This window comes from Bradyrhizobium sp. 154 (genome assembly GCF_023073875.1).
Lineage (GTDB): Bacteria > Pseudomonadota > Alphaproteobacteria > Rhizobiales > Xanthobacteraceae > Bradyrhizobium.
This window is the reverse complement of sequence record NZ_JADPKG010000045.1, coordinates 1-21,674: the sequence shown is the minus strand read 5'-3', so window position 1 is coordinate 21,674 and position 21,674 is coordinate 1. Positions and strand designations below refer to the sequence as shown.

Genomic DNA, 21,674 nt, shown 5'->3' with positions numbered 1-21,674 from the left:
TCCTTCAAACTTTCTCACGCGCCGAGCAGCGGCTCGATGCTGCAATCGAGCAGGCGCGGATCGATCCCCGCCTCCATGCCGGTGAATATCGCATCCATGTAATCGATCAGGGCATCGCTCGCTTTCACCGCATCCTCGACGCGGCGATTGGCGACCGCAGCGAGAACGGCGAGATGGCAATCGATCGTGCCCGACAGCTCGGTCTGTCCCGGCATGAAGCGGTGGTGGATGTAGCCGATGCGCCGGTACAGCGTGTGCAGCGGCCGCAGCGTGTGCACCAGGAACGGCTCGCCCGCGGCCTCCAGCACCAGCGCGTCGATCCGACGGTCGATGCTGTTGAATTCGTCGAGGGTCAGGCTGGCGCGGCGCTCGCGCAGCAGGCGCTCGATGTGCAGCGCCTGATTGCGATGCGACAGGCTGGCGCGATCGGCCGCGAGACGGATCACGAAGCGCTCCATGTCGCGGCGTAAGCCCAGCAGCATGCGCTCACGCGCCAGATCGATCGGGGCGATGTGCAGGCCGTGCCGTGGACGAATGATGATGAGCGTGTCGGCTGAGAGACGATTGACGGCGTGGTGCACCGGCGTGCGGCCGAAGCCGGTGATCTGCTGTAATTCCAGCATGGTCATGAACTGGCCCGGCTTGAGCTCGCAGTGGACGAGGAGCTCCTCGATCCTCTGATAGGCCAGCTCGAAGAAGTTGAGGCGGTTGCGCCGGGAGGGCCTGCCCTCGCCGCTATCGTCGTTTCTCACCACCTCGAGCGCGCGCTTGCGCCGTGCCATGTCGTCCTCCGTCAACCTGCGCTCTCGTTGCGAGCTGGCGCCTTGCTTGTGACATCCCTAAAACATATTGTGAAATATTACAAGCAGGCGTAGGACTGCCCATCGGCCCGCCGGCAAATGGTGGCGCAGAAATGACAAACAAGGCGGGCGCTATGGGCCCGACGGGAGGATTATTGCCGTGAAGATCACGTCGATCGAGACCCTGCGCACTGAAGAATTCTCCAACGTCATCTGGGTGCGCGTCCACACCGATGCGGGCATGATCGGGCTCGGTGAGACCTTTTACGGCGCGGGCGCGGTCGAGGCGCAGATTCACGACACCTTTGCCGGCCGGCTGCTCGGCCGCAACCCCCTGCACATCGAAGCCATCCACCGCGACATGCTGAACCTGCCGATGGCGCAGTCATCGACCGGCGTCGAATACCGCGCGGCGTCGGCGATCGACATCGCGCTGTGGGACCTGTTCGGCAAGGTCTGCGGCCAGCCGGTGCACCAGATGCTCGGCGGCCTCTGCCGCGACAAGCAGCGCATCTACAACACCTGCGCCGGCACCCAATATGTCCGCTCGACCAATATCAGCCCGGTCGCGAACTGGAATCTCGGCGCCTCCAAGGGACCTTACGAAGATCTCGACGGCTTCATGCATCGCGCCGACGCGCTCGCCGAAAATCTCCTGGAAAGCGGCATCTCCGCGATGAAGATCTGGCCGTTCGATCCCGCCGCCCAGGAAAACAAAGGTCTCTACATCACCGCCGCTCAGATGAAGCAGGCGATCGAGCCGTTCGAGAAGATCCGCAAAGCTGTCGGCGACAAGATGGAGATCATGGTCGAGCTCCATTCGCTATGGAATCTGCCGACTGCCAAGCAGATCGCGCGCGCGCTCGAGCCCTACAAGCCGACGTGGTACGAGGACCCGATCCGGATGAACTCGCCGCAGGCCCTGGCCGAATATGCGCGCTCGACCGACGTCTGGGTCTGCGCCAGCGAGACGCTGGGCTCGCGCTTCCCCTACAAGGACATGCTCGACCGCGACGCCATGCACGTGGTGATGGCCGATCTGTGCTGGACCGGCGGCCTTACCGAGGGGCGCAAGATCGCAGCGATGGCCGAAACCTATCATCGGCCTTTCGCACCGCATGACTGCATTGGCCCGATCGGCTTCATAGCCGCCATCCACATGTCGTTCAGCCAGCCCAACACGCTGATCCAGGAATCGGTGCGCGCCTTCTACAAGGGCTGGTACAATGAGCTCGTCACCACCATGCCCATGATCAAGGATGGTTTTGTCTATCCGATGGAGGGCCCCGGCCTCGGCGTCGACCTCCTGCCGGCCGTCTTCGACCGCTCCGATCTGATCGTGCGCCGCTCTAACGTCTAAGGATTCTTGAGATGAGCACCGCCCTCTTCGACCTTTCCGGCCGTACCGCGCTCGTGACCGGCTCCTCTCGCGGCCTCGGCCGCGCCATTGCCGAAGGCATGGCCAGGGCCGGCGCCAAGCTGATCATCAACGGCGTCGATCCCAAGCGCGTCGAGCAGGCCGTCGCCGAGTTTCGCAGCGCCGGACATCAGGCCGAAGGCGCCGCGTTCAACGTCACCGACGAGCCCGCGATCGTCGCTGCCTTCAACGACTTCGACAGACAAGGCCTCGCCGTCGACGTCGTCATCAACAATGCCGGTATCCAGCACCGCAAGCCGCTGGTCGAGTTCACTACCGACGAATGGCGCAAGGTGATCGAGACCAATCTCACCAGCGCCTTCGTGATCGGCCGCGAGGCGGCCAAGCGCATGATCCCACGCAAGCGCGGCAAGATCATCAACATCGGCTCGCTCGGCAGCGAGCTCGCGCGCCCGACCATCGCGCCCTACACCGCGGCCAAGGGCGGCATCAAAAATCTCACCCGCTCGATGGCGGTGGAATGGGCCCAGCACGGTATCCAGGCCAATGCAATCGGCCCCGGCTACATGCTGACCGACATGAACGAGGCGCTGGTCAACAACACCGATTTCAACACCTGGCTGATGAGCCGCATCCCGTCGAAACGTTGGGGCAAGCCGGATGAGCTGGTCGGCGCGGCGATCTTCCTGGCCTCCGACGCCTCCACCTACGTCAACGGCCAGATCATCTATGTCGACGGCGGCATGATTGCCGCGATGTGACCCGCGAACCGCTGAAGGAACAAACCATGCGCGCCGTCGTCATTCACGCCCCGAAAGACTTGCGGATCGACCTCTATCCGGATGTGGAGCCCGGACCGGGCGAAGTCCGCGTCAAGATTGCCAATGGCGGCATCTGCGGCTCCGATCTGCACTACTACCATCACGGCGGCTTCGGCGTGGTCCGCATCCAGCAGCCGATGGCGCTGGGGCATGAGATCGCCGGCGTGGTCGCTTCCGTCGGTGACGGCGTCACGCAGGTGAGGCCGGGCACGCGCGTTGCAGTCAATCCGAGCAATCCGTGCGGCCAGTGCCTGCATTGCCGGGAAGGCATGCACAACCAGTGCCTCGACATGCGCTTCCTCGGCAGCGCGATGCGCGTCCCCCATGTGCAAGGCGGCTTTCGCGAATTCATTACGGTCGGCGCCACGCGGGCCGTACCGATCGCCGACAGACTGTCGCTCGCCGAAGCTGCGGTCGCCGAACCGCTCGCCGTGTGTCTGCATGCCGGCAATCAGGCCGGTTCTCTCCTCGGCAAACGCGTGCTGATCACCGGCTGCGGCCCGATCGGCGCGCTGATGATCTTGGTTTCGCGCTTCGGCGGCGCCGCCGAGATCGTGGTGACCGATGTCGCGGACGCCCCGCTCGCGGTCGCGAAGAAGCTCGGCGCCACGCACGCGATCAATGTCGCGACCAATGCCACTGCGCTCGATTCCTGGCGTGCCGGCAAGGGCGTGTTCGATACGCTGTTCGAAGCCTCGGGCAACCAGGCCGCACTCCGTACCGCGCTGGACGTATTGCGGCCCGGTGCCACGCTCGTTCAGCTCGGCCTCGGTGGCGAGATGACGCTGCCGATCAACTCCATCGTCGCCAAGGAATTGCAGCTCCGCGGCACCTTCCGCTTCGATTCCGAGTTCGAGCTCGCGGTGCGGCTGATGGGCGAAGGCCTGATCGACGTCAAGCCGCTGATCACGGCCACCATGCCGTTCGAGAGCGCGGTCGCCGCCTTCGAACTCGCCAGCGACCGCTCACAATCGATGAAGGTGCAGCTTACTTTCTAGGAGCGTCGGTGGCCTGCTGACTCTCGATCAGCCGGTCGCTGACCAGCCGCACGGCGCCGCGCTTCCAGGAATAGTCCGCGCCGAGGCGCAGGCCGCTGTCGCCGCGCGCCACCACGGCGCCGGTCTTGGCATCGCGCACCTGGAAGCCGAGCGTGTATTCGGTGCGGCTGACACGCCGCACCACCCCGATCAGCGACAGGTCCGCGCCGAGCTTCTGCGCAATCGCGGCCTCGCAGCCGCCGCAATCCCGCAAGGCGCCCGTCCTCGCCGTCCCTCCGCCGACATCGACGATCCGATAACGGCCGGAATGGCCGAGCGCCTCGCGCACGGCGGCGCTGACCTCGGCCAGATACGAGGCGTCCGAAGCCGAGACGATCGCGGAAGCGGCCGTCATGTCCTCGAGCTCGAAGTCGAACACGGCAAGCGCGACCGGAGCTGGCGTGGCGAGCGCAGCCATGACCTCGCGGGACACGAAGATCTCGGCGCGCTCCCACGATTCATCATTGTCGCCGCGGAAGGTGTAGAGCTTGTCCATCACGAGCCTTTTGGCGCCGACGTCGATCACGGCGACCTTGGCCCATTGCACCAGCGTGCTGGTCTTCTGGATGCCGCCGACGACCTTGAACGCCGCACCGTCCTCGGCAGACCGCAGCAGCCGATAGCGCCGGTCCGTGCCGATATCCCGCCTCAGCGCGGCCATGAACGCCGATAGCCGCCGCTCGTGGGCGGCGGTCTGGTTGGCCGGCTCGCCCGACGTATCGGTATAGCTGAAGTCGTCCATGGCAACGCCAATCGCAGCCTCGGCATCGGCTCGCGACGAAGAGAGGCCGAAGAGGAAAAAAGCAGAGAGAATCAGCCGGAAGCAGTGCATGAAGGAGCCTCGTGGGATGGAGCGGCCCTGCAAATCTGGACGGGTCGCCTGAGGCCACGCAGCCGTAATTGTCCCGACGAGCGCCGGGAAAATTTCACGACATTGCACTGCGGAAGGACGCGAACGCTTCCCGCGGGTTGCGTTCTGCCGTTTAATGGACGAGCGACAAAACCCGTTCGCACCAGGTGCCCGCCGATGTGGAATCGCCCGAGGTTCGATCTCAAGGTCCGTCTGACGCTCCGCGTGGCCGCAATATCGGCCGCCTGCTTCGCCGCGATCTCCGCCTATTTCCTTGTTACGGCCGAACGCGCAGCGCATGCGCGCATCGACGGTATCGCCGCCATCGTGGCGAAGACACTGGAGCTGCAACAGGGCAAGGTCCAGTGGGTAGCTAGCCCCCGCTCCGACTTCCCGAACCTTGATCCGGTTTCGGCCCATGTGATGACCGCCGGTCTGTGTCTTGGATTCCGGAGCGCTAGCGGCGAGATGCTTCAGCGCTTCTGTAGTGGCGCGCCTGCCCCGGCGAGCCCGCCGCCGCAAGCCTTCGCCGCCTTCTATCGCAGCCTGTTCGACCCCGGCCGCGAGGCGGCACGCCCGGTGATCGTGCGCGGAACGACGCTCGGCGAGACCGTGGTCTCGGTCGACCCCACCGTGCAGACGGCCGAGGCCTGGCATGAGGCTGGCCGCCTGATGATCGCGCTAGCGATCGCGTTGCCGCTGCTCTGCGCGCTGGTCTATGCCGCACTCGCTCGCGCCCTGCGCCCCACCCGCATGATCGGCAGCGGCCTTGAGCGAATCGCGGGTGGCGACCTCACGACCCGGTTGCCGCCGTTCGATCTCGCCGAGCTCTCTGCCATCCGCGACGTCTTCAACCACCTCGCCGAAAGCCTCGACATCGCGCTTGCGGAACGCAACGAGCTGACGCGGAAACTGATCGCGCTACAGGACGAGGAGCGCCGCCATCTCGCGCGCGAGCTGCATGATGAGTTCGGCCAGTCGCTCGCCGCAATCCGCGCGCTTGCCGCGTCCGCCCGCCAGACGGCGGCGCAGGACTGCCCGGGGCTGCTGGGAGAGTGCGACAGCATTGCCCGGACCGCGACCGGCATGATGGAGACGCTGCGCGGCGCGCTGTTCCGGTTGCGGCCCCCCGACGTCGACGAGCTCGGCCTTGTCGCGAGCCTCGAAGGCCTGGTGGCGGGGTGGAACGGCCGCAGCCGCGGCCAGACCCGCGTCGATATCCGGTTCGACGGCGCCTTCGAGAACGTGCCCGCCTCCGTCAGCGCCAATCTCTACCGGATCGTGCAGGAAGCGCTCACCAACGCGGCCAAGCACGCCGGGGCCACGAAGGTCAGCCTTCATCTGACGATGGCCGAAAATGAGATCGCGCTCGCGATCGAGGACGACGGCCGGCCGAACGAGGCGGCCGTCAAATCCGGCATGGGCCTGCTCGGCATGCGCGAGCGCGTCGCCGCGCTTCGCGGCCGGCTGAGCTTCGAGACCGGCCCTAATGGCTCCGCGCTGCGCGTGTTCATTCCGCTCGCGGCCACCGATCGGCAGGCACTGGAGCACGCCGCATGAGCACGACTGAAGCGACCATCTTGCTGGTCGACGACCATTCCGTCGTCCGCGAGGGGTATCGCTCCGTGCTCCAGAAACAGCCGGGTTTGCGCGTCGTCGCCGAGGCGGCCGACGGCGCGGAAGCCTACCGGCTGTACAAATCCGAGGCACCCGACCTCGTCATCATGGACCTCAGCATGCCCGGCATCGGCGGCATCGAGGCCGTCAGGCGGATCCGGCAATGGGACAAGGCGGCAAGGATCCTGGTCTTCACCATGCACGAGAATGCCGGCTTTGCCGTGCAGGCGATCCGCGCCGGTGCCAGGGGTTACGTCACCAAGACCAGTCCACCCGAGACCTTGGTGCGCGCGGTGAAGGACGTGCTCGCCGGCAAGATCGCCATCAGCCCCGACATCGACCATGAGCTTGCTCTCAGCCGCATCGGCGGCGAGAGCTCGGCCGCCGACGTGCTCACGCCGCGCGAATTCGAGGTGCTCCGCCTGCTGCTCGCCGAGAACACGACTGAGCAGATCGCCGCGACGCTGCATGTCAGCCCGAAGACAGTGGCGAACCTGCACTCGCTGATCAAGGACAAGCTCGGCGTCGGCTCCGACATCGAGCTGGTGCGGCTGGCGCTGCGCCAGGGAATCTTGACCGAGGTCGATCTCGGCGAGGCCTGAGCTGCGCCGCCGAGCATCATTCGCGCGCGACCACCGAGTCCAGCCACGCGCAGTTGAGCGGCGGCACACGCGGATCGGCGACGCGCACGCCGCGGGCAGCCGCGTCGAGCCGCATGTCGCGTAGCCGCTTGCGCTGCTCTTCGGGCATATGCAGCCGCTCGTGACCCCATAGGGAGGGCCCATCAGAGGTCTCGTGCGGCTGCCAGGCCTCGGGATCGATGACGCGTCCGCCCCAGCCGTATTCAATGAAGAAGCCGGACGGCGTATTCACGTAGAACGAGGTCATGTGGTCATTGGTGTGCCGGCCCAGCGTGTAGGCGGTGCGTCCCTCGTCCATCTGCGCGAGGTCGTAGCCCTGCCCGACATCATCGAGGCAGCCGAGCTCGACCATGAAGTGATGCATCGCCTTCCGCCCCGATCCGACCATCGCAAAGGAATGGTGACGGCCGTTGACGTGGAAGAAATAAAGCCCGTAAGGCTTCAGCCCGAAATCGGAAACGTGAAAACCGAGCACGTCGCGATAGAACGGCAACAGCACCTCGACATTCTCCACATTGAGCACGACATGCCCCATGCCAAGCGGCCCGGTGCGGAAGCCCGAGATCGGGCGGCCCGGCTCGAACGGCTCGCTCGCAAGCTCCGGCTTGCAGAAAGCCTCCAGCCGGTTGCCGGCGGGATCGGCGAACGCGATCAGCTCGCCGACATGCCGCTCGTCAGCGAGTGCGCGCGAGCCCCTCGTCACCTTGGTGCCATGTCTTTCGAGCCGTCCTGCCAACTTGTCCAGTTCGGCGGTCGAAGGAACTTCCCATCCCATCACCGCAAGGCCCGCATCGCTGCCGCCGTCGACGATCAGCCGCTGCTTGCGGTCGTCCATGCGGAAGGCCCGCACCTTGCCGCCACGATCGACCTGCTGCATCCCGAGCAGCCCGGTCGCCATCAGGCTCCATTGGTCGAGCTGGGATGAACTGATTCCGATATACCCGAGCGCTGCGATTTCCATCGAATTCCTTCCCGAAGGCATCGCGATCGCCGTACTGCGGCGAGCTTGATACCGGCCGCGCGCGATCCTACGGTGGCGTTCCGCAATCGCCTCGCGTTCGCAACGACAATAAGCGCGCCGGGATGTGCCACAAGGGAGGAAATACAAAGTGTCCAAGGAGCGGACGCGGAACGGCCAGCCTCGGCAGTCTGACGGCGTCCGCGCCTTCAAGCGCGGGCTGGACGTGCTGCAGGAAGTCAACCGCTCCGGCGGCATCCGCGCCGGCGACGTTGCCCGCGCGCTCGACCTGCCCCGTCCCACCGTCTATCGCCTGCTCGAAACGCTGGAGGAACTCGGCTATGTCGCGCGCAGCGCCAGCGACGACCGATTTCGTGTGACCCGGCGGGCGCTGAGCCTCGGTGACGGCTATGACCCCGGCGTGGTGATCTGTCAGGCGGCAGCGCCTTATCTCGCCGAACTCAGCAAGACCCTGATCTGGCCAGTCGATCTCTCCACCTACGAGAACGCCGCGATGGTGGTGCAGGAAACCACCCATTCGCGCAGTCCCCTCTCGATCGACCGCGGCATGATCGGCAAGCGCCTGCCGATGCTGCGAACGTCCGCGGGGCGCGCTTATCTCGCCGCCTGCCCCGCGCGCGAGCGCGATCTGATCGTCAGTCATTTGCGCCGCATCGACGAGGCCGACGACCGCCCCTTCCTCGACCAAGGCCGGCTCGACCGCATGATCGCGGAGACTGCCGCGCGCGGTTACGCGATCCGCAGCGAGGGCGAATACAATCCCAAGACCTCCTCGATCGCCGTGCCCATCGTTCGCAACGGCACCGTATTCGGCTGCATCTCAATTATTTGGATCCGCTCCGCGCTGGGCATCGAGGAAGCGGTGGCGCAGTTCGCGGGCCAGCTTCAGGAGACCGCGTCAGCCATTCCCGTCGAGGTCTAGTCGCCGTCCGCTGGGCGGACACTTGGCGCGGCAGTGTTGAAGGGATCGCACCGCTTGGGGAAAAGATAGCCCCATGCAAGATAAATCCGCCCCAGAAGAGTTTGACATCGTGATCGTCGGCCGCGGTCCGGTCGGCGCCACGCTCGCCAATTTGCTCGGCCTGTGCGGCGCGCGAACGCTCGTGCTCGAGCGCGAGGCCCGGACTTATCATTTGCCGCGCGCGGTGCATTTCGACGACGAATGCATGCGCGTGTTCCAGACCATCGGCCTTGCTGACGCGATCCTGCCGCACGTCATCCTCAGCCCCGGCATGCTCTTTCTCGATACCAACGGCCGCATGCTGCTGGACTGGTCGCGCCCGCAGACGCCGACACCGATGGGCTGGAATCTCAGCTACCGCTTCCACCAGCCTGATCTGGAGACCGTGCTGATCGGCGGCCTCGCCCGCTGGCCACATGTCGCCTTGCGCAGTCGCTGCGACGTGTTCGCGCTGGATCAGGATGAGGCCGGCGTGCGCGTCCGCTATGAGGACCTCTCCAACGGAGGACTCAGGGAAGTTCGCGCCGGCTACGTGATCGGCTGCGACGGCGCCCGCTCCCTGGTGCGCCGCTTCATCGGCTCGGGCATGGACGACCTCGGCTTCCACGAGCGCTGGCTTGTGATCGACGTGCTGCTCAAGCGCGCGCGCGACGACCTCGGCGACTACAGCCTCCAGCATTGCGATCCGAGGCGGCCCGCAACTTACGTGCGCGGCACCGGCACGCGGCGGCGCTGGGAAATTACGGTCCTGCCCGACGAGGACACCCAGGAGGTCACGCAGCCGGCAAAAGTCTGGGAGCTGTTGTCGCGCTGGATCACGCCGGACGATGCCGAGATCGAGCGCGCCGCGGTTTACACGTTTCATTCCGTGATCGCGCAACGATGGCGCAGCGGACGTCTGCTGCTCGCGGGAGACTCCGCCCACCAGACTCCGCCCTTCCTCGGCCAGGGCATGTGCGCCGGCATCCGCGATGCCGCCAACCTCGCCTGGAAGCTGGCGAGCGTGATCCGCGAGAGCGCCGCGCCCGATCTGCTCGACACTTATCAGAGCGAACGCCTGCCGCATGTGCGCGAGTTCATCGAGCTCGCCATTCGCCTCGGCGGGATCATCAACACCAAGGCGATCGAGGCCGGCCTTGCCGCCGGCGAAGCGCGCGAGAACGCGCCGGTCAAGTTGGAAGTGAAGAAGCCCCTGCTCGGCCCCGGCCTCGCGTTCGGCGACCTGCCGCTCGCCGGACACCTCGCACCGCAATTCATGCTGAGCGACGGACGCCGCAGCGACGACCGGACCGGCTATCATCATCTCCTGCTCGTCGAGAGGGCGGCCGCACTGCCGCGCCTGGCGCTGTCGCAGACGGGGCTCAAGATCCTGACCAGCGAGGATGCCAACGGCATCAGCCCCTGGCTGCGCGAGCACGGCATCATCGCCGCACTCGTTCGCCCGGACCGCTATGTGCGCGGGTCCGCCCGCAACGAGGCCGAGCTCGACCGCCTCATCGCCCCCATTGCGCCTCCAACCCACGTGCCGTCAGCGGCCTGAGCGGACACTTTCTCGAGGATATCTCATGAAACTGCTTTCTTTCATCGTCGACGGCCGTCCCTCGTTCGGCACCGTCAAGGACAACGGTGTCGTCGATCTCGGCGCGCGCATAGCCGGGTGCACCACGCTGCGGCAGCTGCTCGAGGCCGATCGCCTCGCCGAGGCGGCAAGGCTGGCCGACTCCGCGGCCCCCGATCACGCGCTCGACAAGATCAGCTTCGCGCCCGTGATCCCCGATCCCGGCAAGATTATCTGCGTCGGTCTCAACTATCGCGATCACGTGGCCGAGACCGGTCGCACCGTCACCGAAAAGCCGGCGCTGTTTGCGCGCTTCGCCTGCAGCCAGGTCGGCCATCTCCAGCCGATCGTGAAGCCGAAGGTCAGCGACGATTTCGACTACGAAGGCGAGCTCGCACTCGTCATCGGCAAGGAAGGCCGGCACATTCCCGCACACCGCGCGCTCGACCATGTCGCGGGCTATTCCTGCTACAACGAAGGCAGCATCCGCGACTGGCAGCGCCACACCAGCCAGTTCCTCTCCGGCAAGACCTTTGCCGAAAGCGGCAGCTTTGGCCCATGGCTGGTGACGGCGGACGAAATTCCAGATCCGTCAAGGCTCACCTTGCAGACGCGCCTGAACGGCACCATCGTGCAGGATACCACCACCGACCTCCTGATCACCGCCATCCCCAAGCTGATCTCCTACATCTCGACGATCTGCCCGCTCGTCCCCGGCGACGTCGTCGTCACGGGTACGCCCGGCGGCGTCGGCGCCAAGCGCTCGCCGCCGCTGTGGATGCGCCCCGGCGACACCGTCGAGGTCGAAATCTCCGGCATCGGCACGTTGCGCAACACGGTCATCGCCGAACCGGCCTGATCACCGATGCCAATCAATCAAACATAACGACATCAGGAAACGCCATGGCCACCCTCCGCACGACATCCGTTGCCACTGTGCTAATCGCGCTGGCACTTGCAGGCACCAGCGCGCACGCCGAGATCAAGGCTGACGCCATCCGAATCGGCGTTCTCACGGACATGAACGGCGTGTTCGCGACCGCCATGGGCCCGGGCTCGGTCGAGGCGGCGCGCATGGCCGCGGAGGAGTTCGGCGGCAAGATCAACGGCAAGCCGATCGAGATCTTGCAGGCCGATCACCAGAACAAGCCGGATCTCGCCGCATCGCTGGCGCGAAAATGGTTCAGCGACGGGGTCCAGGCCATCGCCGATGGCGGCAGCTCCGGCGCCGCACTCGCGGTGCAGGAGCTGGTGCGCGGGAACGGCAAAATCTTCCTCGTCTCCGGTGCCGGCGCCAACCAGCTCACCGATGAAGCCTGCGCGCCGACCAGCGTGCAATGGACCCAGGACGCCTATTCCACCGCGACGGCGGTTGTGTCCGGCATCATGCAGACCAGCAAGGAGCCATGGTTCTTCATCACCGGGGACTACGCTTTCGGCCATTCGATCGAGGCAACCGCGCGCGAGCGCATCGCTGCGCTCGGCGGCAAGGTCGCCGGCAGTGTGAAAGCCCAGCTCGGCACGCCCGACTACAGCTCGTTCCTGCTGCAGGCGCAGTCCTCGGGCGCCAGGATCCTGGCCATCAACGTCGCCGGCGACAACGCCACCGCGATCAAGCAGGCTGAGGAATTCGGCCTCGCCGCCCAGGGCATGAAGATCGTGCCGATGTCGTTCCAGAACGTCGACATCGAGGCGGTCGGGCTCAAGGCGACGCGCGGCGATCTCATCGTCACCTCCTTCTTCGAGGACGTCTCGCCCGCCGCGCGGAAGTTCTCCGATGCGTTCTATGCGCGCAGAAAAGCGATGCCCTCGCAGATCCAGGCGGGCGTCTATTCCGCCGTGCGCCACTATCTGCAAGCCGTGAAGGACACCGACTCCGACGACAGCGCGTCCGTGATGGCCAAGATGAAGGCGACGCCGGTGTCGGATGCCTATACGCCCAACGGCCGCATTCGCGAGGACCAGCGCATGGTGCACGATCTCTACCTGGTGCAGGTCAAGACGCCCGAGGAATCCAGAGGTCGCTGGGATTTCGTCAAGCTGGTCGCGACGATCCCGCCCGACCAGGCCTTTCGTCCGCTCGACCGCAGCAAATGCAGCCTGGTCGGCAAGTAAAGCCCCTTGAAGCGAAGCTGGATGCCGCTTCGCTTCAAGAGTACGCGTCAACCGAAAATCTGACCGTCAGGCGAGATAGCGCACCAGATAGCCTTCCATCGCGTAGAGTGCGCAGAGCGCCAAGCTCGACCACACCGCGGCGCTGAAATACAGGAACATCCAGGTCAGCTCGCCCTTCCAATGCGCGATGTCGTGAGTCACGACCCAGCGCGTCGCGACATCGTGCAGGCCTTCGAGGAAGCCCAGGAACCTGCCGCCCTCGGCGTGCCCTGCCCGCCAGCGGCTGAGATACATCGGCACGTCGACGGTCACGAGGAAGGCGAGGAAGCAGGCGATGCCGACGATTCCCGCGATCAGCGCCCAGCGCACCACGCCCTGGAATTCCGGCATTAGGCGGCACAGTGCGATGCCGGCGAGGAAGAAGGTCACCGCCCACAGCGAATTCTCGATTGCGTTGTAGAGGAAGTTGGTGGTCACCACCGCGTACCAGGAGAAGCACTCCGCGATGATGACGATCGGCACGATCACGAGCGCGATGTTCACCGCGGTCTGCGCGCCGGTCATGGTCCCGAGCTGATGCAGAATGATCGCCCATTGCGCCGCGAAGCAGACTTCGGCGACGGTTGCGACCGTACGGCCGACGAACACGCTCGACAGCCAGGTATCGAACAGGCAGATGCGCTGCACATCGGCGCGCGGCAGCACTGAGCGAAACGCGCAACCGAACACATAGGCCGCGCACAGCAGGAACATCAGGCCGATATCCGAGCCGCCACTGAGGCTGCCCGCAACGGTCGGGTAGAACTCGCGGTACAGCATGAACCAGACGAGGATATTGGCAGCGCTGACCAGCGTCAGGGACCCCCACCACCACGCGAGGGGATTTGACCGTGCCTGCCACTGCAACATGAATCGCTCCGCTGTAATCGATGTGACATGTGTTCGTAATAATCCTGTCACAAGACGCCGTGGAATCACGACAAAAATGTGTGTGTAGCGGCACCTTCCGTGCGGCTCCTGACCAGGCTGGAGGGATTTATCTTTGTCCGCATACTGGACAGAAACGGCGTATTTTCTGAATTTATTGGACAACCGTCCCCGCGCGGTTCATTAAAGCCCGGATGGCCCGATCCCGCTCCAAACCGCTCCTCGCCTCTTCGTCGGCCGCCGCGGTGCTCGCCGACAGCGCAGACGACGCTGCGTTTGCGACGACATTGGCAAAGGGCCTCGTGGTGCTCGAAGCCTTCAGGGCCGGAGCAACGGAGCTCGGCAACATGGAGCTGTCGACACTGACCGGGATTCCGCGACCGACAGTGGCGCGGCTGACTCACACGCTGGCCGAGCTCGGCTATCTCCGCTCCGTCCCCGAGCGCGCCAAATATCGCGTCGGCGCACGGGCCTTGCGCATGGCGCATCCGCTGCTCGCCGACATGCAATTTCGCCAGATTGCACGGCCCATGATGCAGGAGCTCGCGCAGAGTGTCCGCGGCACCGTCTCGATCGGGCTGCTGGATGCGACCTCCATGATCTATGTCGAGACTGCGCGCTCCGGCGACGTCGGCCCGCACGTCCCTGACATCGGCATGCCGATTCCGGTTGTAATGACCGCCATGGGCCGCGCCGCGGCAGCGATCTTGCCGCCGGCCGAAGCGGCCCAACTGGAACGGCGCATCGCTGCCGAAGATTCCGAGTTGTGGGCCGCCTTCCAGGACAAATACCGAGCGGGCCTCGCTCAATGCGTCAGCCGCGGCTTCTGCACCTGCTGGGGCGAGTATATGGCTTCGATCCACGCCGTCGCCGCGCCGCTGTTTCACGCGAGCGAAGCGAAGCAGTCGTTCTCGATCAATTGCGGCATCCCGGCATTCCGACTCCAGCCGGGGCAGCTGGAGGGCGAGATCGGCCCGCGCATCGCGGCGCTCGCCGACAGCATCCGTGCGACCGTCAAGGCGGCGGAGCCGGCAGCCGAGACACGCAAGCAAGACAAGAAGGGCGCCAGGACATGAACAAACAAGCTGGCGCCCCACGTCGGGGAGGCCATCATGATCATCACACGCCGAACATTGCTGGGCGCCCTCGCCGCCTGCCTGGCGAACCCGCCATTTTCCGCTCGCGCTGAGGACGCCTGGCCGTCACGTCTGGTGCGGCTAATCTCACCCTACGGGCCCGGCGGCTCCAACGATATCTCGCTGCGTCTCCTGGCGGAGGAGCTCGGCCGCAGCCTGCGCCAGCAGTTCATCGTCGAGAACAAGCCGGGCGCCGGCACGCGCATCGCCAACGTTTTGGTCGCGCATGCGCCGGGCGACGGTTACACCATTCTCTATGTCGCAGCTCCCTATGCCACCGCCGAAGCGCTGTTCGGCAAGCTGACCTACGAGCGAAAGGATCTGCAACCCGTGGCAATGGCGGTGATCGCGCCGCTGTTCTTGATTATCAGCGCGGACGCGTCGTTCAAGACGCTGCCGGAGATGATCGCCTACGGCAAATCGAAGCCCGACGGCCTCACCTTCGCTTCGCCCGGCGCGGGCTCGCAGCCGCATCTTGCCGGCGAGCTCCTGTTCCGGGACGCCGGCGTCAAGGGCCTCAACATCCCGTTCCGCGGTGATGCCGCCTCCTACACCGAGCTGCTCGCCGGCCGCGTCGACGCCACGCTGACGGCGCTGCCGACCGCGCTGCCCTACATCCAGAGCGGCAAGTTCATCGTGCTCGGCGTCGCTTCGCCCGAGCGCAGCGCGCTCTACCCGCAGGCGCCGACCTTGCGCGAACAGGGCTTTCCCAACGTGGCCGCCGCCGGCTGGTACGGCTTCATGGCGCCATCGACGACACCACGCACGATCGTCAACAAGCTCCAGGCCGAGGTGCTGCGCGCGCTCGCCGAACCCGCAATCAAGGACAAGCTGACCGCCCAGGGCCTCGAAGTGCGCCCCGGCACCGCGACCGAGTTCGGCCAATTCATCGACAACGAGACGCGGAAATGGACCAAGCTGATCCGCGACGCCGGCCTCAAAGGCGAATGACGGTCAGGAACGTCCCTCGGCACGGCGGCCGCCGCTGCGGATGAGGCTATCGGCTTCGTCGACTTGATGCTGATATTCGGAGATCGCGCGATTGGCCATGCGGATCCGGTTCGTCTGACCCTCGTCTACCATCACGGCGATACGTTGGGCCAGGAACGCGCAGGCCTCGAATTCGTCGCGAATGGCGCCAGTTCGCGCGAGAAAATCCCAGGCAATCTCGAAGGCCTGCTCGGCGGCGGGGTTGCGATAGTCACTGAAGATGATGTGCGTCATCACTGCCAAAGCCGGAGTGCAGCGATCGTTCCTCGGGGCCGAACGCTCGCTCCCGTTGGCAATCGTGAGAAACCACCGGCCGCCCTGGCGCGCCGGTGGTTCGATATCCTGGGAACGCGGAGAACTACGCGGCCTGGCGCTGATGCGTCAGGTACTCCATGGTCACCTTCTCGACATTTGAGTCGATCCAGGCGGCCATGCGCTGCTCTTCCTTCAACGAGACTTCGAGCAGCGGCTTGGCTTCGGGCGCTCCGGCGGCGCCGCAGAGCGTCAGGAGCGACTTGTAGGCGGCGATCTCGAAATTCTCGAACGCGTTGTTGGCGAAGGTATTCTTGAGGATCTCGTCGCCGGCGACCGAATGCGCCATCGCCATCATATTGGCCATGACCGACTGCGTCGTGTCCTTCAGGCTGGACGTGCTCTCGCCGCAGGCCTCGAGGCACTTCTCCAGCCGATTCAGTTGCTCATTGGTTTCTTGAAGGTGCGCGGTGACCTTTGCCTTGACTTCGGGATATTCGTCCAGCCGCTCCGACTGGCGCTCCATCAGTTCTCTCGCTTGAATTTCCATCGCGTGCGCGTTGCGTAGTCCGACCACGAACGTATCGCGGGCTGCGTCAGCCATTTTCCTGTCCTCCGTTTGAGTGGCTTCGTGCCGCAACCAGGAAGAAGGGGCGATTGTTCCTAAGGGTACCGGGCTGATTGCCGCAGGCGACCTGCATCGGAGCCGGGCGTTCCGGTCCACCGCCGGAAGGTCCTCCAACATCAATGAACGTAGGAACGGTTGGCGACGCGCGTGATTGGTCCGTGGTAAAACTTCAAGGAGCAAGATCATGCGTAAGACATTTCTGACGATCTTCACGGCCGCGATGCTGGCCGGCGCTTCAGTCGGCGCAGCGTTCGCACAAGCGGGCGGCGGCGGCGCCGGTGGTGGTGCTGGGGGCGCCGGCGGCGGAGCTGGTGCCGGCGCCGGCGCGGGTGCCGGCGCGGGAGCCGGCGCAGGTTCGGGCGATGGAGGCGGTGCGGGCGCAGGCGGTTCCGGAGCCGGCGGCGGTGGCGACATCACGCATGTGGAGCGCGGCGGACAAGGTGCCTCCAGTCCCAAAGGCATGCGCAACGAGACTACCCCACCGTCAGACGGCACCACACCGCGACGCTAGCGGGACAATCGGTCAGGTCCTCCGAAAGCCGAGCACGACCGAGCCACGCGTTAATGCGACCCCGCCGAATTCTCTCCGCCGGGGCCGCACCGGTCTTGCCGAGCTACCGAACTTAGAACCTTCCGAGCTGCTGAACCTAGAACGCGTTCAGCTAGCTCAATGCGAAGCATCGACCTCGGAATGAGTGCGGCCCTTCTCAGCCCTTCATCCCGGCCACATACCCCGCCAGCTTGTCCAGTGTCTGGTAGCCGTATTCGACGGCGCCGAATCCGATCATGGCGTCGCGCTGCTCGGTGCTCGAGGCCAATTGGCGCAGCGTCAGCACGGTCTTGCCGTTGCTTTGCTCGGCAAAGGTGACGGTGAAGCGGAACAGGCCGGGATCGTCGTCCTGGTCGGCGCCGTGATCCATCTCCATCAGAGACGGCCGCTCGATGCGGCGGAAGCGCATGCGGTTCGGATAGACGGTGCCGTCGGGGCCGACCATGTTGAAGCGCCAGACTCCGCCGACGCGCACGTCGATCTCGAAGGTCTCGACCTTGAACCCCTTCGGTCCGAACCATTGCGGCAGGTGTTTCGGATCGGACCAGGCCTCGAACACGAGATCGCGCGGCGCGTCGATCACGCGCGACATCACGATCTCGCGGTCGAGCGACCATTGCGACAGGGCGGCATTGGCAGAACTCGTCATCACTCAGAACCTTTCCGTTTGGTTGTCCGGGACGGACGCTTGGCGGCCGCCCTTTCCTTCTCTTTCTTGAGCTTCATCACATAGACTGCGAACCGGTCGAGCCGCATCTCCCAGACGGCACGCTGCTGCTGGAACCAGTCTTCCGCGCTGATCAGCGCATCCGGGCTGAGGCGGCAGGTACGGACGCGGCCGGATTTCTCCGACAGCACGAGCCCGCTCGTCTCCAGCACATGGATGTGTTTCATGAAACTCGGCAGCGCCATGTCGAAGGGATCGGCGAGCTCGCCGACGGAGGCCTCGCCCGCGCAGAGCCGCATCACGATCGCCCGCCGCGTGGGGTCGGCGAGCGCGGCAAAGATCTGATCGAGCCGGGACAATTGGTTAGCCATGAAGCTAACTATAGCGCCAGCACCGTTTCGCGTCAATCATTGTTAGCCCACAGGCTAAGTGATTCGGTCTCGGGCCCCGCCAGGCGGAACCCTCAACGCGCAATCGTGAATTGGGGCGTGCGCGCCGTCACGTTAAGAAGGGCCCGGAGGGCGCTCTCCCGGGCAGCGCTCGTTCCACTCGCACTGGCCTTGCCCGGCCGCGCCTCGGCGGATTCCGACATGATTGCGCAGATGCGCGACATCGTCGCGAACGGGCTTACGGCGACCGCGACGCCGGATCATGCGGGCGGCCTTGCCGCCGCGCTCTATGCCGGCCGCCATGTCGAGTTCTTCACCTACGGCTTTGCCGATGATGCGGCAAAACGGCCGGTGACGCCGGACACGCTGTTCAATGTCGCCTCCTTGCGAAAACCCTTCGAGGCGACTCTCGTGGCGCTCGGTGCGCTGCGCGGCGAGCTGGGGCTCGACGACCATTTGCCGAAATACCTTCCCGAGCTGAACGGCGACTACGTCCGCCGCGTCACCATCGGCGAGCTGGTCACGCACACCTCGGGGCTGTTGCTGCCGACCGATCATCCGCCCTGGCCGGACGAGCAGTTTACGCGCGACCAGTTCATCGCCATGCTGAACGCCTTCGCACCGCCGCCCGGCGTCGCACCCGGACGGCAGCGCATCTACACCCACGCCGGCTACGTCCTGCTTCAGCTCGTGCTCGAGCGCCGCTACGGCGCTCCGATCGCGACCCTGTTCGAACAGCGCATCCTTGGACCGCTCGGCATGACCGCGACCTGTGTCCCCGAGCGCGGCGAAGACAACCGCGCTGTCATGGACGAGGCCTGGATGCGGCGCGTGGTCCAGGGCTATTCGGACCAGGGCATGGCAATCGGCTCGATCGGCAACCAGCAGAGCTATTTTGACTTTTCCGGCACGGGCCAGATGTTCTCTTCGGCGCGGGATCTCGCGAGCTTCGTTGCCGCCTGCGTCGATGGCCGCTCGCTCGATCCGCATCTGCGCGAGGCGTTGCGGATGACGCAGCATGAGGCCTTCCGCATCGACGAAAAATTCGGACAAGGCATGGCCTGGGAGAGCGTGCATCTGCCCGGCGTCGCCCTCGTGGACAAGCCGGGCGGTCTCAACAACGCTTCCGGCTATATCGGTCTCGTGCCGGCGCGACGGCTCGGCCTGATCCTGCTCGCCAATCGCGGCGAATATCCGCACGAGATTGCGCGCTACAAGATCCTGCCGGAACTGGCGCGGCTCGTCGCCTCACATTGAGGGTCCGCTCAAACCGAGCGCGTCAGTCCGCCGTCGACGCGAATGTTCTGGCCGGTGATGTAGGCCGCGCCGTCGGAGGCCAGGAACGAGACCGTCGCCGCGATCTCCTCGACCTTGCCGTAGCGCTTCATCGGCACGCTGTCGCGCCGCGCCTCGGTCTGCGGCAGGCTGTCGATCCAGCCCGGCAGCACGTTGTTCATGCGGATGTTGTCGGCCGCATGCGCGTCGGTGAAGATTTTCGTGAAGGCAGCAAGCCCTGCCCGGAATACGGCCGAAGTCGGAAACATCGCGCTCGGCTCGAACGCCCAGGCGGTCGAGATGTTGATGATGGCGCCGCTCTTCTGCGCCTGCATCACTGGCGTGACCAGCCGGGTGGGACGGATCACGTTGAGAAGGTACGTATCGAGCCCGGCATGCCATTGCTCGTCGGTGATCTCCGTGATTGGCGCGCGCGGCCCGTGGCCGGCGCTGTTGACGAGCACGTCGATCCGTCCCCACCTGGTCATCGCGCCCTCGACGAGGTGCTTCAGATCGTCGTTGGACTTGTTCGAACCGGTGACGCCGAAGCCGCCGAGCTCGGCGGCGAGCGCCTCGCCTTTGCCGGAGGACGACAGGATCGCGACGCGACACCCATCTGCTGCCAGCCGCCGTGCCGCCCCAGCCCCCATGCCGCTGCCGCCCGCGGTGACGAGTGCAACCTTCTCCGCCATGACCGATCATCCCTTGCGAATATCGTTGAGGCGAGCCGCATGCCCGACCTATCATGAGGCCTTCTACCGCCAGACCCGCCGGCAGGTCCATCGTCGAGAGCATTCGTCATGAGCGATTTGCAGATCCGCATTTTGCGTCCGGAGGAGATCGCCGTCCCCATCGATTGGGCCGCGGCCGAGGGCTGGAATCCGGGCCTGGCCGATGCCGCCTGCTTTGCGATCCCCGATGCGCAAGGCTTCTTTCTCGGCGAGATCGACGGCGAGCCGGTCGCGACCGTCTCCTGCGTCAATTACGATGACCGCTTCGCCTTCCTCGGCTTCTATATCGTGCGCGAGAGTTTTCGCGGCAAAGGCCATGGCCTGCGCATCTGGAACGCGGCGATCGCGCACGCGGGCACTCGCGTGATCGGGCTCGATGGCGTGGTCGCGCAGCAAGACAATTACAGAAAATCGGGCTTCCAGCTCGCCTACGCCAATATCCGCTATGGCGGCACCGTAGCCGCGCCACCGAAACCGCCTGCCGATGTCGTCGCCCTCGATAACATCCCGTTTGCACGTGTTGAAGCCGATGATGCCACCGTCTTCCCTGCCGCGCGTAGCGCGTTCCTGCACGCCTGGATCAACACATCAGGCCATGTCGGCCGCGCGCTGCTGCGCGACGGCAAGCTGTCCGCATGGGGCGTGATCCGGCCGTGCCAAACGGGTCACAAGATCGGTCCGCTCGTTGCCGACGATCGCGCGGCGGCGGAAGCGATCGTTCAGGCCCTGCTTGCGGGTGTGGCCGGCGGCGAAGTGTTCCTCGATGTCCCCGCCGTCAATCGCGAGGCCATCGCGCTCGCGGGCGAGCTCGGGCTCAAACCAGTGTTCGAGACGGCGCGGATGTACACGGGACCGATCCGGTCGCTGCGGATCGACCGCGTCTTCGGCGTCACCAGCTTCGAGCTGGGCTAGGGCGTGTACTCATAAATTACGCGCTTAGTTTGGGTGCTCCAGATGTCCGCTCATCCCTCAAGAGCGGCACAAACAGCACGGCCAGCCAGCTGAGCCCCCGCATGCTTTTGCGAAGCGAGCAGCGCCGCAGTAGCCGCTATGAACTCCCCCGCTTCATTCGATCCTCATCGCACCTTGAGGAGGATGGAGACAGCTTATCACGTTCGATGGTTGCACGAACTGCGATGCTGGGCCGAAATGAGCCGTGTGGCGCAGGATGGCTCTGGGTCCTAAAGCAGCAGTTAACGCAGCCACCGTATGAGGTTCGGTCTCCGGCAGAGTGCCGACATAGCGGCCGCTGCTGCGGTGTTCGGCTCGGGGTCGATTCTGTTGAAAAAGGCAGCTGTTGCGACGCAGAGATATCAGTGATTCAGTCTGTCTAATTGGCAGGACTGAAGATCATGATGGGGCATCGGCAAGT

General features: G+C 65.3%; 23 protein-coding genes. 14 read left to right on the top strand and 9 right to left on the bottom strand.

Annotated features, from left to right (window positions below):
* Positions 1-14: 14 nt before the first annotated feature.
* Positions 15-782 carry a GntR family transcriptional regulator gene (locus IVA92_RS11030; protein WP_247275704.1) on the bottom strand — a complete coding sequence of 256 codons (768 nt, stop codon included), beginning with the start codon at positions 780-782 and terminating at the stop codon, positions 15-17.
* A gap of 178 nt (positions 783-960) precedes the next feature.
* Between IVA92_RS11030 and IVA92_RS11025 the strand changes: the two genes are divergently transcribed.
* The 3 genes from IVA92_RS11025 to IVA92_RS11015 are packed head-to-tail and all read left to right on the top strand — an operon-like array spanning position 961 to position 3,997.
* Positions 961-2,160, top strand: a complete 1,200-nt coding sequence (locus tag IVA92_RS11025) for a mandelate racemase/muconate lactonizing enzyme family protein (RefSeq protein WP_247275703.1) — start codon at positions 961-963, stop codon at positions 2,158-2,160.
* A gap of 11 nt (positions 2,161-2,171) precedes the next feature.
* Complete coding sequence (locus IVA92_RS11020; protein ID WP_247275702.1) at positions 2,172-2,939, top strand: SDR family oxidoreductase; 768 nt, start codon at positions 2,172-2,174, stop codon at positions 2,937-2,939.
* Between the two features lie 26 nt (positions 2,940-2,965).
* Entirely contained in the window at positions 2,966-3,997 is a 1,032-nt protein-coding gene (locus IVA92_RS11015; protein ID WP_247275701.1) for an L-idonate 5-dehydrogenase, read from the top strand.
* On the opposite strand, the gene IVA92_RS11010 is transcribed toward IVA92_RS11015, so the two are convergent.
* The gene (locus IVA92_RS11010; RefSeq protein WP_247275700.1) at positions 3,987-4,868 is read right to left on the bottom strand and encodes a DUF3280 domain-containing protein; all 882 of its coding nucleotides are present in this window, start codon (positions 4,866-4,868) and stop codon (positions 3,987-3,989) included. The genes IVA92_RS11015 and IVA92_RS11010 overlap by 11 nt on opposite strands.
* 195 nt (positions 4,869-5,063) lie before the next feature.
* Here IVA92_RS11010 and IVA92_RS11005 point away from each other — a divergent pair, with 195 nt between their 5' ends.
* Together IVA92_RS11005 and IVA92_RS11000 are read left to right on the top strand one after the other, a co-directional pair.
* A complete protein-coding gene (locus IVA92_RS11005) occupies positions 5,064-6,446 on the top strand; it encodes a histidine kinase (protein WP_247275699.1) in 1,383 nt (460 codons plus the stop codon).
* The gene (locus IVA92_RS11000; RefSeq protein WP_247275698.1) at positions 6,443-7,105 is read left to right on the top strand and encodes a response regulator transcription factor; all 663 of its coding nucleotides are present in this window, start codon (positions 6,443-6,445) and stop codon (positions 7,103-7,105) included. Before IVA92_RS11005 ends, IVA92_RS11000 begins: the two co-directional genes overlap by 4 nt.
* A 16-nt stretch (positions 7,106-7,121) precedes the next feature.
* On the opposite strand, the gene IVA92_RS10995 is transcribed toward IVA92_RS11000, so the two are convergent.
* Positions 7,122-8,105 (bottom strand): VOC family protein, encoded by a 984-nt coding sequence (locus IVA92_RS10995; protein ID WP_247275697.1) that lies wholly within the window; start codon positions 8,103-8,105, stop codon positions 7,122-7,124.
* Between the two features lie 148 nt (positions 8,106-8,253).
* Here IVA92_RS10995 and IVA92_RS10990 point away from each other — a divergent pair, with 148 nt between their 5' ends.
* From IVA92_RS10990 to IVA92_RS10975, 4 genes are all read left to right on the top strand, one after another.
* Positions 8,254-9,045, top strand: coding sequence for a DNA-binding transcriptional regulator (locus IVA92_RS10990; RefSeq protein WP_247275696.1), 792 nt, complete (start codon positions 8,254-8,256; stop codon positions 9,043-9,045).
* A 73-nt stretch (positions 9,046-9,118) separates the two neighbouring features.
* Positions 9,119-10,624, top strand: a complete 1,506-nt coding sequence (locus IVA92_RS10985) for a bifunctional 3-(3-hydroxy-phenyl)propionate/3-hydroxycinnamic acid hydroxylase (protein ID WP_247275695.1) — start codon at positions 9,119-9,121, stop codon at positions 10,622-10,624.
* A gap of 25 nt (positions 10,625-10,649) precedes the next feature.
* On the top strand, positions 10,650-11,501 hold the full coding sequence (locus IVA92_RS10980) for a fumarylacetoacetate hydrolase family protein (protein WP_247275694.1): 852 nt from the start codon (positions 10,650-10,652) through the stop codon (positions 11,499-11,501).
* Positions 11,502-11,545: 44 nt separating this feature from the next.
* The gene (locus IVA92_RS10975) at positions 11,546-12,757 is read left to right on the top strand and encodes an ABC transporter substrate-binding protein (protein ID WP_247275693.1); all 1,212 of its coding nucleotides are present in this window, start codon (positions 11,546-11,548) and stop codon (positions 12,755-12,757) included.
* A 66-nt stretch (positions 12,758-12,823) separates the two neighbouring features.
* Here the strand turns inward: IVA92_RS10975 and IVA92_RS10970 are convergent, their stop codons facing one another.
* Positions 12,824-13,666 carry a hypothetical protein gene (locus tag IVA92_RS10970; protein WP_247275692.1) on the bottom strand — a complete coding sequence of 281 codons (843 nt, stop codon included), beginning with the start codon at positions 13,664-13,666 and terminating at the stop codon, positions 12,824-12,826.
* Positions 13,667-13,878: 212 nt separating this feature from the next.
* Here IVA92_RS10970 and IVA92_RS10965 point away from each other — a divergent pair, with 212 nt between their 5' ends.
* Together IVA92_RS10965 and IVA92_RS10960 are read left to right on the top strand one after the other, a co-directional pair.
* Positions 13,879-14,760, top strand: a complete 882-nt coding sequence (locus tag IVA92_RS10965) for an IclR family transcriptional regulator (RefSeq protein ID WP_247275691.1) — start codon at positions 13,879-13,881, stop codon at positions 14,758-14,760.
* A 36-nt stretch (positions 14,761-14,796) separates the two neighbouring features.
* Positions 14,797-15,771: a tripartite tricarboxylate transporter substrate binding protein gene (locus IVA92_RS10960; protein WP_247275690.1), complete on the top strand. Its 975-nt coding sequence runs from the start codon at positions 14,797-14,799 to the stop codon at positions 15,769-15,771.
* 3 nt (positions 15,772-15,774) lie between these two features.
* On the opposite strand, the gene IVA92_RS10955 is transcribed toward IVA92_RS10960, so the two are convergent.
* Together IVA92_RS10955 and IVA92_RS10950 are read right to left on the bottom strand one after the other, a co-directional pair.
* Complete coding sequence (locus IVA92_RS10955; protein ID WP_247275689.1) at positions 15,775-16,044, bottom strand: hypothetical protein; 270 nt, start codon at positions 16,042-16,044, stop codon at positions 15,775-15,777.
* A gap of 124 nt (positions 16,045-16,168) precedes the next feature.
* Positions 16,169-16,666: a ferritin-like domain-containing protein gene (locus IVA92_RS10950; RefSeq protein ID WP_247275688.1), complete on the bottom strand. Its 498-nt coding sequence runs from the start codon at positions 16,664-16,666 to the stop codon at positions 16,169-16,171.
* A gap of 208 nt (positions 16,667-16,874) precedes the next feature.
* Here IVA92_RS10950 and IVA92_RS10945 point away from each other — a divergent pair, with 208 nt between their 5' ends.
* Positions 16,875-17,201, top strand: coding sequence for a hypothetical protein (locus IVA92_RS10945; protein ID WP_247275687.1), 327 nt, complete (start codon positions 16,875-16,877; stop codon positions 17,199-17,201).
* Positions 17,202-17,397: 196 nt separating this feature from the next.
* Here IVA92_RS10945 and IVA92_RS10940 read toward each other — a convergent pair whose 3' ends face one another.
* Positions 17,398-17,889 carry an SRPBCC family protein gene (locus IVA92_RS10940; RefSeq protein ID WP_247275686.1) on the bottom strand — a complete coding sequence of 164 codons (492 nt, stop codon included), beginning with the start codon at positions 17,887-17,889 and terminating at the stop codon, positions 17,398-17,400.
* On the bottom strand, positions 17,889-18,278 hold the full coding sequence (locus tag IVA92_RS10935; RefSeq protein ID WP_247275685.1) for a metalloregulator ArsR/SmtB family transcription factor: 390 nt from the start codon (positions 18,276-18,278) through the stop codon (positions 17,889-17,891). The genes IVA92_RS10940 and IVA92_RS10935 overlap by 1 nt, the downstream gene beginning before the upstream one ends.
* A 219-nt stretch (positions 18,279-18,497) precedes the next feature.
* On the opposite strand from IVA92_RS10935, the gene IVA92_RS10930 reads away from it, so the two are divergent.
* Entirely contained in the window at positions 18,498-19,553 is a 1,056-nt protein-coding gene (locus tag IVA92_RS10930; protein ID WP_247275684.1) for a serine hydrolase, read from the top strand.
* An 8-nt stretch (positions 19,554-19,561) separates the two neighbouring features.
* Here IVA92_RS10930 and IVA92_RS10925 read toward each other — a convergent pair whose 3' ends face one another.
* Positions 19,562-20,263, bottom strand: coding sequence for an SDR family oxidoreductase (locus IVA92_RS10925; protein ID WP_247275683.1), 702 nt, complete (start codon positions 20,261-20,263; stop codon positions 19,562-19,564).
* A 108-nt stretch (positions 20,264-20,371) separates the two neighbouring features.
* On the opposite strand from IVA92_RS10925, the gene IVA92_RS10920 reads away from it, so the two are divergent.
* Positions 20,372-21,214, top strand: coding sequence for a GNAT family N-acetyltransferase (locus IVA92_RS10920; protein WP_247275682.1), 843 nt, complete (start codon positions 20,372-20,374; stop codon positions 21,212-21,214).
* The last annotated feature ends 460 nt before the right edge of the window (positions 21,215-21,674 follow it).

Excerpts from the sequence above, each read along its gene's own strand:
- IVA92_RS11030 (WP_247275704.1), bottom strand. The coding sequence starts at position 782 with ATGGCACGGCGCAAGCGCGCGCTCGAGGTGGTGAGAAACGACGATAGC.
- IVA92_RS11020 (WP_247275702.1), top strand. The coding sequence starts at position 2,172 with ATGAGCACCGCCCTCTTCGACCTTTCCGGCCGTACCGCGCTCGTGACC.
- IVA92_RS11015 (WP_247275701.1), top strand. The coding sequence starts at position 2,966 with ATGCGCGCCGTCGTCATTCACGCCCCGAAAGACTTGCGGATCGACCTC.
- IVA92_RS11010 (WP_247275700.1), bottom strand. The coding sequence starts at position 4,868 with ATGCACTGCTTCCGGCTGATTCTCTCTGCTTTTTTCCTCTTCGGCCTC.
- IVA92_RS11005 (WP_247275699.1), top strand. The coding sequence starts at position 5,064 with ATGTGGAATCGCCCGAGGTTCGATCTCAAGGTCCGTCTGACGCTCCGC.
- IVA92_RS11000 (WP_247275698.1), top strand. The coding sequence starts at position 6,443 with ATGAGCACGACTGAAGCGACCATCTTGCTGGTCGACGACCATTCCGTC.
- IVA92_RS10995 (WP_247275697.1), bottom strand. The coding sequence starts at position 8,105 with ATGGAAATCGCAGCGCTCGGGTATATCGGAATCAGTTCATCCCAGCTC.
- IVA92_RS10985 (WP_247275695.1), top strand. The coding sequence starts at position 9,119 with ATGCAAGATAAATCCGCCCCAGAAGAGTTTGACATCGTGATCGTCGGC.
- IVA92_RS10980 (WP_247275694.1), top strand. The coding sequence starts at position 10,650 with ATGAAACTGCTTTCTTTCATCGTCGACGGCCGTCCCTCGTTCGGCACC.
- IVA92_RS10975 (WP_247275693.1), top strand. The coding sequence starts at position 11,546 with ATGGCCACCCTCCGCACGACATCCGTTGCCACTGTGCTAATCGCGCTG.
- IVA92_RS10970 (WP_247275692.1), bottom strand. The coding sequence starts at position 13,666 with ATGTTGCAGTGGCAGGCACGGTCAAATCCCCTCGCGTGGTGGTGGGGG.
- IVA92_RS10965 (WP_247275691.1), top strand. The coding sequence starts at position 13,879 with ATGGCCCGATCCCGCTCCAAACCGCTCCTCGCCTCTTCGTCGGCCGCC.
- IVA92_RS10960 (WP_247275690.1), top strand. The coding sequence starts at position 14,797 with ATGATCATCACACGCCGAACATTGCTGGGCGCCCTCGCCGCCTGCCTG.
- IVA92_RS10955 (WP_247275689.1), bottom strand. The coding sequence starts at position 16,044 with ATGACGCACATCATCTTCAGTGACTATCGCAACCCCGCCGCCGAGCAG.
- IVA92_RS10950 (WP_247275688.1), bottom strand. The coding sequence starts at position 16,666 with ATGGCTGACGCAGCCCGCGATACGTTCGTGGTCGGACTACGCAACGCG.
- IVA92_RS10945 (WP_247275687.1), top strand. The coding sequence starts at position 16,875 with ATGCGTAAGACATTTCTGACGATCTTCACGGCCGCGATGCTGGCCGGC.
- IVA92_RS10940 (WP_247275686.1), bottom strand. The coding sequence starts at position 17,889 with ATGACGAGTTCTGCCAATGCCGCCCTGTCGCAATGGTCGCTCGACCGC.
- IVA92_RS10935 (WP_247275685.1), bottom strand. The coding sequence starts at position 18,278 with ATGGCTAACCAATTGTCCCGGCTCGATCAGATCTTTGCCGCGCTCGCC.
- IVA92_RS10930 (WP_247275684.1), top strand. The coding sequence starts at position 18,498 with ATGATTGCGCAGATGCGCGACATCGTCGCGAACGGGCTTACGGCGACC.
- IVA92_RS10925 (WP_247275683.1), bottom strand. The coding sequence starts at position 20,263 with ATGGCGGAGAAGGTTGCACTCGTCACCGCGGGCGGCAGCGGCATGGGG.
- IVA92_RS10920 (WP_247275682.1), top strand. The coding sequence starts at position 20,372 with ATGAGCGATTTGCAGATCCGCATTTTGCGTCCGGAGGAGATCGCCGTC.